The sequence below is a fragment of the Sphingomonas turrisvirgatae genome, assembly GCF_001721295.1.
GTDB lineage: Bacteria > Pseudomonadota > Alphaproteobacteria > Sphingomonadales > Sphingomonadaceae > Sphingomonas > Sphingomonas turrisvirgatae.
Genome location: NZ_MDDS01000009.1, coordinates 73,984 through 83,026, shown reverse-complemented (window position 1 = coordinate 83,026; position 9,043 = coordinate 73,984). Strand labels below are relative to the sequence as shown.

General features: G+C 67.4%; 7 protein-coding genes. All 7 read right to left on the bottom strand.

The window, feature by feature from the left end:
* Nucleotides 1-158 precede the first annotated feature (158 nt).
* Nucleotides 159-1,220 carry an ABC transporter transmembrane domain-containing protein gene (locus tag BFL28_RS04240; RefSeq protein ID WP_069319356.1) on the bottom strand — a complete coding sequence of 354 codons (1,062 nt, stop codon included), beginning with the start codon at nt 1,218-1,220 and terminating at the stop codon, nt 159-161.
* Nucleotides 1,217-2,449, bottom strand: a complete 1,233-nt coding sequence (locus BFL28_RS04235; protein WP_173655670.1) for a TolC family protein — start codon at nt 2,447-2,449, stop codon at nt 1,217-1,219. Before BFL28_RS04235 ends, BFL28_RS04240 begins: the two co-directional genes overlap by 4 nt.
* Before the next feature lie 430 nt (nt 2,450-2,879).
* Entirely contained in the window at nt 2,880-3,746 is an 867-nt protein-coding gene (locus BFL28_RS04230) for an SDR family NAD(P)-dependent oxidoreductase (protein WP_069319354.1), read from the bottom strand.
* A 78-nt stretch (nt 3,747-3,824) separates the two neighbouring features.
* Nucleotides 3,825-4,544 (bottom strand): TetR/AcrR family transcriptional regulator, encoded by a 720-nt coding sequence (locus BFL28_RS04225; RefSeq protein WP_241527206.1) that lies wholly within the window; start codon nt 4,542-4,544, stop codon nt 3,825-3,827.
* A gap of 1 nt (nt 4,545) precedes the next feature.
* Nucleotides 4,546-6,192: an AMP-binding protein gene (locus tag BFL28_RS04220; RefSeq protein WP_338152233.1), complete on the bottom strand. Its 1,647-nt coding sequence runs from the start codon at nt 6,190-6,192 to the stop codon at nt 4,546-4,548.
* Nucleotides 6,132-7,754, bottom strand: a complete 1,623-nt coding sequence (locus BFL28_RS04215; protein ID WP_069319353.1) for a carboxylesterase/lipase family protein — start codon at nt 7,752-7,754, stop codon at nt 6,132-6,134. Before BFL28_RS04215 ends, BFL28_RS04220 begins: the two co-directional genes overlap by 61 nt.
* Nucleotides 7,751-9,040: a spinster family MFS transporter gene (locus BFL28_RS04210; RefSeq protein ID WP_069319352.1), complete on the bottom strand. Its 1,290-nt coding sequence runs from the start codon at nt 9,038-9,040 to the stop codon at nt 7,751-7,753. The genes BFL28_RS04215 and BFL28_RS04210 overlap by 4 nt, the downstream gene beginning before the upstream one ends.
* Between the last annotated feature and the right edge of the window lie 3 nt (nt 9,041-9,043).

The following is a 9,043-nucleotide window of genomic DNA, read 5'->3' as shown; positions in this document are numbered from 1 at the left end:
CCCGCCTCAGCCTCCTTCAGGATGCCAATAATCTGCTCTTCCGAAAACTGCTTCCGCTTCATCTGTCCGTCCCTTGTAGGGGCCGGTCTCTAGTTCCAACTGGATGAAGAAACGGGGGTCACGTCACATAGTCTCCGGGCCACTCAGCGGGGGGCAGATCAGTTCAGCACCAGGTTGGACCAGCTCTGGCTGCGAGCCGCGCGCTCGGCGATTAATCCGCTGGAATGTTCGTGCAGCCGACGCATCCGCCCCTCGGCCCGGAGCGCCTTTAGCGTCTCGATCCCCTCCAGGCTCTCGATCACCGTGCCGTGACGCACAGCCGCCTCACGCAGATTCTCGTTCGCCAGCCGCGCCATCGGAATCTGCACCAGCAGCGACAGGCCGGCGACCAGGATCAACGCGATCACCGGCACGAATACCAGCGGCCCGCCGATCAATGCGGCGACGAGCAGAAACAGAAGCGCGAACGGGAGGTCGGCGATTGCCACCAATGTAGCCGAACTGACGAAACTGCGGACGGATTCGAATTCCTTGATGATGTTGGCGAACGCGCCGGAGGATTGGGCGCGGTTCTCGAGCCGGGTCGCCAGCACGCGCGAGAAGACGGCGTCGCCGAGGATCAGGTCGATCTTCTTGCCCGCACTGTCCAGCGCATGGCCGCGAACGGTGCGCGAGACGAACTCGAACAGCAGCGCCACGCCGACGCCGGCGAGCAGCGACCACAAGGTGACGAAGGCAAGATTGGGCAGGATGCGGTCATAGACGGTCATCATGAAGATGATGCCGGCGAGGGAGAGGACGTTGATTACCGCCGAGAGCGCCGCCGCCTCGAAATAATAGCGGCGATACTGCCAAAGCGTTGGCCAGAACCAGCCCTTGTCAGCTCGCTGGACCAGATCGGCAGCGCGCATGTCGCTGCGCAGCACGGTGCCGAAGGCGAGGCAGCGGGCCGCCGAGCGAGCGGTATCGAGGTCATCGGCGATGCCCGCGAAATCGGCGTTGTCAAGCGTGACCACCGGCAGCATGTCGCCGTCGACCTGCCGCGGCCGCAGCCACTGCGCCTCGACGCCAAGATCGGCGAGCGCAATCGGGAGCCGTTCGGCGTCCCCGATACCGCCAAGCGCCGCGCGAAGCGCCGCATCGCCGATACCAGTGTCGCGTCCTGCCAGGCACGTCGCCACAGCCTCGACCAGCGCGGGATCGAGCGCCGGCGCGGTCACAACGCCACCGCCTCTGGCCAGAGCGCCGGGTAAACTCGCCCCAATATGCCCAGCAACTCATACTGGGTGGTGGCGATGTCGTGGCGTTCGTTTACCAGTTGTGCGCGGCTGTTGAACCGCTCGAGATCATACGCCAGGACGTCCAGGATCGAGCGACGGCCGATCCGGAATTGTTCGAAGACGATGTCGCGCGCCTCGTCGGATTTGCCGACGATCCCCTCGAGCGCCGACAGCCGTTCGCGGCGCTGAGCCTGGAAGGTCCACAGCCGCGCCGCCTGATCGGCCAGCGACGTGCGGATGAGCTCGGCGTTGGAGCGGGCCGCGTCGAATGCCGCTTTTGCCGATTCATGCCGCGCCCGTCCCCCGCCGCTGTCGAACGGCAGTGCAGAGGCCCGCAGCCGGACGGCAAAGCCGTTGAGCAGATTGGTTCGTCCATCCGCGGTCCGCTCCGACGTCCGCGCCCCCTCGACCGCGAGTTGCGGCATCCACCAGTTCCGCGTCCCGCGTACCGCCTGCTCGCTCTCCGCCGCCTCGAGGTCCGCGATCTGCACGGCGGGGCTGGAGGCGGCGATGCCGCGACACGCCTCGGCACTTGGCGGCAGCGCGCCGCTGAGGTCCGCGACGCTGCCCTCCGGCTCGACCGGGAGCGCGGCGATCTCCCGCACCCGCGCGCGCGCCTCGACCAGCGCGATGCGCCGCGTTTCGAGCGTCGTTTCGGCCTGTTGAAGCCGCGAGTCGACCATGACGACGTCGGAGGCGCGCCCGCGATCGAAGCTGGCAATATCCTTGACCAACGTGGCGAGCATTCCCAGCGCAGCGACCTGCTGCTCGCTGATCGCAACGAGTTGCTCGGCCCGCGCATGATCGATCCACGCCTTGGCAAGCTGGACCGACAATTGCGCGAGAACCGCCTGCTCCTGCACGCCGAGCAGGTCGACCCGCACCCTGCGGCGCTGGATCTCGGCGGCGGTGCGCCCGCCGTCGAAGACCAGCTGGCTTACGCTGACTTCCGGCGCAAGCGCAATCCCCGAGTCCGATGAAGCGGTGCGACCCGCCCAGCCAAGATCTGTCTGAACCCCAAGTTGGGGACGATAGCTGGATCGGGCAGCGCGCACATCGGCGCGACCGGCGCGCGTAAGCTGGCGCGATGCAACCAGTCTTGGGTGTTTCTCGGCAACAAGATGAAGCACCTGCTCGAACGTATCGGCCCGCGCAGGCGCACCAGGCATCAACATGAATGTCAGTAACGCCAACGTTCGCATGCCAGTCCGCGCCGAATTCGCGCCAGCGCGCGTGAACGTCATCTTGAGACCGCAAGCGGCACGATTCGACACAACTAAGACAGCGCCTCCCCCTTCAAGTCATTGGATGATGTCCATTCTTGATGAAAGCAAGTTGAGCTTTCTGACATTTTCACGCGCCGCTGTCCGAGCGTGAGGCAAGGCAGTGGTCACCGCTTCGCGATGGATGAGCGGCCGTCGCCGGTGGCCAGCGAGGCAGCGCTGGAAGGCCTAAAAGGGGGAGCGCTGCAACAGCGGCGGCGATCAGGTCAGCCGCATTCGGTCCGGGCCGCGCTAGGGAAGCGCGAGCCGGGTCGGGGCAAGCCGCACCGGATGGTGCGGGACAGTCGACAAGTGTCTGTGCCGCGTCGCCGCCGCCTCAACGCGAGGTGGCGCTGGCGACCTCCCGCTCGGCCTGAACGAAGCCATAGGCGGGCACGATCTCACCCGACCGGTCGTCGGCGTCATCCCAGCGGGCGATCAGCGAAGGGCCGGCGTCATCGCCGCCAAGATACACGCCCTGCGTCAAGGTCACGTGAGCCGTCGCGAAATGCCCGGCGCCAGTGCACAGGATCGCGCGGCTCGGCGCGGCCTCACCGACCAACGCCAGCAGGCCCGGGCTGACCAGCGCCGGGTCCAGCGCGGCCAGGCTCTCCTCCGCCAGCACGCCATGGGTCATTTGCGTCGCTGCGGTCGGTGCGAGGCAGTTGACGCGGATGCCGTATTTCTCACCCTCGATCGCCAGCGTCTGCATGAGACCGACCAGCGCCATCTTGGCCGCGCCGTAATTCGCCTGACCGAAATTGCCGTACAGGCCGGAAGACGAGGTCGTCATGACGATGCGCCCGTAATTCTGCGCCCGCATCACGTCCCACACCGCCTTGCTGCAGATCGCCGCGCCGATGAGGTGGACGTCGACGACCGTGCGAAAATCGGCCATGGTCATCTTGGCAAAGCTCTTGTCGCGCAGGATGCCGGCATTGTTGACCAGGATGTCGACCCGCCCCCAGGTATCGACCATCGACGCGACCAGTTCGCCCATCGCCTGTTCGTCGGTGACCGATCCGGCGATCGCGAGGGCGCTACCCCCCTTCCCCTCAATCTCGGCCGCGACCGCTTGCGCAGCCTCGATCGCCAAGTCATTGACCACGACCTTTGCGCCACGGCTGGCGAGATAAAGGGCATGTTCGCGGCCAAGACCGCCGCCAGCACCCGTCACGATTGCAGTGCGACCCTGTAACTCCATGTCGAAACCTCGTTCATTCATTAACAAGTGAGTGAATATACTTGGCGGTGCGCTGATCTTGCCGCGGCCATCGCAAGGCTAGCGCTTGGCGTTGCAGATCTGGTGAAAGCCGGCCGCCATGAACGATGCCATCCGCGCCTTGACCGCGGTGAAATCGTCGGCGCGGCATTGGCCGCCCGACAATTTGTCGATGCGCCCGGTGCGAGCCAGCGTCACCATCAGCGCGCCGGTGACGAAGTGATAGCCCCAGAAGATATCGGCTTCCGAACAGTGCGGCAGCGCGCGCTTGAGCAGGCCGATCAGGCGCAGCACGACCGGGTCGAAATGCTCGTCCATCAGCTCGGCGCCCCATTCGGGCGTGTTCGCGACAAGCGCGCCGAGCGCACCATAGTTCTTCCAGCCCGGCCCACCTTCGATATAGAGGTCGAGGTCGGTGTCGAGGAACGCGTGCAATGCCCCTTCAACCGTGGGCTTGCCCCCGCATGCCGCGTCGTAATCGTCCAGCGCCTGCATCCGCTTTTCGCTCGTGACCACCGCGCGGCGGGCGAACACGGCGTCGAACAGCTTCTTCTTGTCCTCGAAATAATAGTTCAGCAGCGTGTGGTGCACGCCGACGCGCTTTGCCACGTCCTTCAGCGTAACTCCGTGCAGCCCGTGCTTGGAGAACAGATACTCGGCCTCGTCCAGGATCTGCTCGATCGTCTCGGCCCGCTGCTCGGCCTTTTTGGTGCGCCGCCGGGGCTTTGCGAGTTCAACCACGAAATCTTCCTCGTCCCCGTCGATGGGGCGTTCGCGCACCTCAAGCGCTTCCATGTTCGGCCCGCAAGCGAATCTTGTCGATCTTGCCCGTCGCGGCGAGCGGCATCGCGTCGAGCCGGATCACCGCGTCCGGGATCCACCATGGCGCGACACGTCCGCGCAACGGCTCGAGCAATTGCGCATCGCTGACACCGGCCCCGTCCACCTCGTTGTCGTTCATCTCGACCAGCAGGATGGGCCGCTCGCCCCATTTGGGATCGCTGCGACCGATCACGGCCGCCAGGCTCACCTGCGGCAGCGCGCCCACGACCGCCTCGATCTCTGCCGGGTTGATCCATTCCCCACCCGACTTGATCAAGTCCTTGGCCCGGCCGGTGATGACGAGATTGCCATGCGCATCGATCCGCGCGAGGTCGCCGGTCGCAAACCAGCCATCGCCATCGGTAGCCGGCGCTTCCTGACCGAAATAGCGGTCGATCACCGCCGCGCCGCGCACCCGCAGATGCCCTTCATGGTCACGCTGTTGCGGCAGCGCCACCCCATCGGCATCGGTCAGCAGTAAGTCGATCCCGATCGCCGGGCGACCCGACACGCTGGCGCTGCGCGCCGGATCGTGCGGCGGCGCGACGGTGCCGGACGGCGACAATTCGGTCATGCCCCAGCTGGTCTGCACCGTGACGCCCAGCACCGCCTCAATCCGCGCCATCAGCGCCGGCGCCATCGGCGCGCCGCCGACGATGATCCGCGCAAGGCTGGGCAGCGTCTCGCCGGTGGATTCGAGATGCTCCACCAGCCCGAGCCACACGGTGGGGACGGCAACGCCGATCGTCACGCCCTCTGCCGCGATCAGCCGTGCCAGGCTGGCCCCATCATTGTGCCGGCCGGGCAGCACCAGCTTTGCCCCGGCGGCAGGCACGGTGAACGGCAGGCCCCAGGCATTGGCGTGGAACATCGGCACCACGGCGAGCACCGCATCGCTCGAACGGATCGCCATGACATCGGCCTGCAGGCAGCGCAGTGTGTGCAGGAAGCAGCCGCGATGCGTATAGGTCACCCCCTTGGGCGCGCCAGTCGTGCCCGAGGTGAAGCAAAGCCCCGAGGGATGCGTTTCGGGAAAGTCGCCCCACGCGATCCCGCCCGGCGCGCCGGCGATCAGCGGCTCCAGCGCCGTTGCCGGCGGCCGCGCGCCGTCATCGGCATCGCCGTCGATCACCAGGATGCGCTCGATCCCGCTCGCCTGCGCGGCAATGCTGCGGGCGAGCGGCAGCAGATCGGCGCTGGCCACCAGCAGCCGCGCGCCCGACTGGACCGCCATCGATGCGAGTTGCGCCGCGGTCAGCCGCGGATTGAGCGTGTGGCACACCGCGCCCATCCCCATCACCGCATACCAGCTTTCGACATGCGCCTGGCTGTTCCACGCCAGCGTGGCGGCGCGATCGCCGCGCGCGACGCCGAACCCGGCAAGGAGCGAGGAGATCGCCCGCGCCCGCTCAGCGAGGCGGGCATAGCCGATGCGCTCCACCCCGCCCCCTCGCGCGGTCACCACCTGTGCGTGGGGATGCCATTTCGCCGCGTGGTCCAGGAACTTGTCGAGCGTCAGCGGGAAGTCCTGCATGCTGCCGTCGATCATCTGCACCCCGCCGTCCTGGGCAGCACCGGCGAGGCAAGGCCAGCGTTCCAGTTCCATGCGATATCCGCCGCTCGCCGCCGGCACACGGCCGCTTCGTGCAGTGCGAACATGCCGGGGAACAGCTTCACGCCCGGCTTGGGGACGCCGGCAAAGGTCATGTAATTGGCTTCCTTGCCATAGGGCTTCCACCCTTGCTGGCCGGCTGCGCCTGGCACGCCGGCGCGCGCGAAGCTGCTCCAATAGCCAAGCATCGCGTCGGACAGGCGGCGGTTGACGAGGTCGTCGGGTATCTTGGGCCAATAAGGCGCGGTCTGGCCGATCGTGCCGAAGACATAGGGAAGCTCCGCAGCATGGAATGCGTGCAGGCCATTGTCGTCGGCGGCGGGATAGCCATGGTCGAACAGGTAGAGATAGGCGGGTCGTCCAATCGCGGTGTGCCCGATCGCCAGCCGTGCGGCCGTCCAGCCATAGAGCGCGTCGCGCGTCGTCGCGAGCATTGCCGCGTCGATGTCGCGCGAGGGGTAGAGCGCCAGGAACGGCTCGGCCAGGTCGCCATAGCGTTCGCGGATCGCCGCTTCATAGGCGGCCGGCCCGGCCGGTGCGGGCGGAAGCAGCACGCGCAGCGAGCGCAACTCGCCCGCGTTGAACCCGGCGATCAGCGGCACCGGCGCCTGTTCGCCGCGATCCCAGGTTTCGACCAGCTGACGGGTCAGCAGCTTGCCATCGACGGTACCCCAGGGGCCATAGCCCTTTGCGGCGGCCGTGTTGGTGAGCTTCTCGGCATCCATGGCGCGCAGGGCGGCCAGGTCGGGCGCCCCGAGCGCGGTCATCGCCGCGCTGCCCACCGCTTCGGCCGGTGGAAGCCCGAAGCGGCCCTGCTTCAGCTCGGGCGCGGTGATCATGTACGCGCTCTGCGCGATCGCCTTGTGGAACAGGCCGCGCGCGGCCGGGCTGGCCATCAGGTACATGACGCTGAGGCCACCGGCGGATTCGCCGGCGATCGTGACATTGCCCGGATCCCCGCCGAACGCGGCGATGTTGCGCTGGACCCAGTTCAGCGCCGCGATCTGATCGCGCAGGCCGTAATTGCCCGATACGCCCTCGCCCGACTCGCCGCTGAGTTCGGGGTGCGCAAGATAGCCCAGGATGCCAAGCCGATAGTTGATCGACACGACGATCACGCCGCCGCGCTCGGCCATGCGCGCGCCATCGTACATGCTTTCGTGGCTGTAGCCGCTGACGAGGGCGCCGCCGTGAATCCAGACGAAGACGGGCAGACGCGTCGCAGTCTTCGGCGTCCAGATGTTGAGCGTCAGGCAATCCTCGCTCATCCGCGCCGGCGGGTCGCTATAGATGCCGCGGCTGCGACTGACCGGCTGAACGCAGGCCGGGCCAAACTCGGTTGCGCGACGCACGCCGGACCAGGCGGGCAGCGCGGCCGGCGGTTTCCAGCGCAGCGGACCGACCGGCGGGCGGGCATAGGGAATGCCCTTGAACACGCGCACCGATCGCTGAGCGCTGCCCTCGACCGAGCCGGCCGGCGCGTCGACAAGGGTCTGGGCCAAGGCTGGCGTGGCGAGCAGGCTTGCCGCGAGCGCGGTGGCGATCACGCGCTTCATGCTGGCACCCGATCGCGCCGCAGGACGCGGGCGAGCCAGAGGAACAGCCCGATCGCGATGAGGTAGAAGGGCGTCAGGGTGTAGAGCGCCGATTGCAGGCTGGTCGCGCTGCCCTGCGCCTTGAACCAGTCGCTGGCAAAGCCGACCCAGGTCGGGCCGAGGCCGAGGCCGATGAAGTTCATGATGAGCAGCAGCAACGCGCCCGACAGCACCCGCTGGCTGGGCCGCACTTCTTCCTGCACCAAGGCGACCGACGCGGAGAGATAGAAATAGTTGAACACCATGACGACGCCGAGCAGCACGAGCGCGAGCGGCCAGGACGGCGCCCAGAGAAAGCCGAGGTAGAAGGGCATCGCAACGGCCAGCGACGCCGCCGGCGCAATGGCGTAACCGGCGCGCGAGGTGCGCGTCATCCGATCGATCACGCGGCCCGACACGACCATGCCGCCGCCCATGCCGAGCGCGAGCACCAGCGCATACCAGATGCCGACATCGCCAAGCGTCATCCCCTTTTCGCGCATCAGGAACAGCACCGCGAAGTTGCCGAGGCCATAGGTCACGAACTGCGTGGCGCCGCTGCCCAGCGCCGCCAGCATGAGGACCGGGTTGGCAAGAAAGCTGCCGACCGTCGGCCAGAACGGCGCCTTGTCGTCAGGCACCGACTGTACGGCGTCCATTGCGCCACGCTGCGGCTCGCGGACCGTCAGCCAGACCAGGACGGCAGTGACCACGCCGATGGCGCCGACCACGATGAACGGCATGCGCCAGCCGAACCGGGCCGCGATCGCCGCGCCGAACGCCACGCCCAGCGCCGCGCCGATCGCCGGCCCCAGGTTGAAGATGCCGAGCGCGGCGGCGCGCTTTCCCGGCGGATAGGTATCGGTGATGATGGCGTAGGAAGGCGGCACGCCGCCCGCCTCGCCGAACCCGACCGTCATGCGCGCGATGACCAGCTGGGTATAGTTGGCGGCAAGTCCGCACGCGACGGTCGCCCCGCTCCAGATCGCGCAGGCCAGGCTTAACACCCCCACGCGGCTGGTGCGGTCGGCGAACCAGCCAACGGGGATCGCGATGAAGCAATAGAACATCGCGAAATAAAGCCCGCCGATCAGCCCGAGCTGGCCGTCGCTGACGCCCAGCGAATCCTGGATCGGCTTGGCAAGGATGCCGATCAGCTGCCGGTCGAGGAAGTTGAGCACGTAGACGAAGGTGAGCATCGTCAGGACGAAGCCGGGACGCGCCGGCCTGCCCTCCTGCCCCCGGCTCACCCCGATCGCGGCCGCCATCGC

Bases quoted from the DNA above. Each gene is read 5' to 3' on its own strand.
- BFL28_RS04235 (WP_173655670.1), bottom strand. From the start codon at position 2,449: ATGCCTGGTGCGCCTGCGCGGGCCGATACGTTCGAGCAGGTGCTTCAT.
- BFL28_RS04230 (WP_069319354.1), bottom strand. From the start codon at position 3,746: ATGGAGTTACAGGGTCGCACTGCAATCGTGACGGGTGCTGGCGGCGGT.
- BFL28_RS04220 (WP_338152233.1), bottom strand. From the start codon at position 6,192: ATGGAACTGGAACGCTGGCCTTGCCTCGCCGGTGCTGCCCAGGACGGC.
- BFL28_RS04215 (WP_069319353.1), bottom strand. From the start codon at position 7,754: ATGAAGCGCGTGATCGCCACCGCGCTCGCGGCAAGCCTGCTCGCCACG.
- BFL28_RS04210 (WP_069319352.1), bottom strand. From the start codon at position 9,040: ATGGCGGCCGCGATCGGGGTGAGCCGGGGGCAGGAGGGCAGGCCGGCG.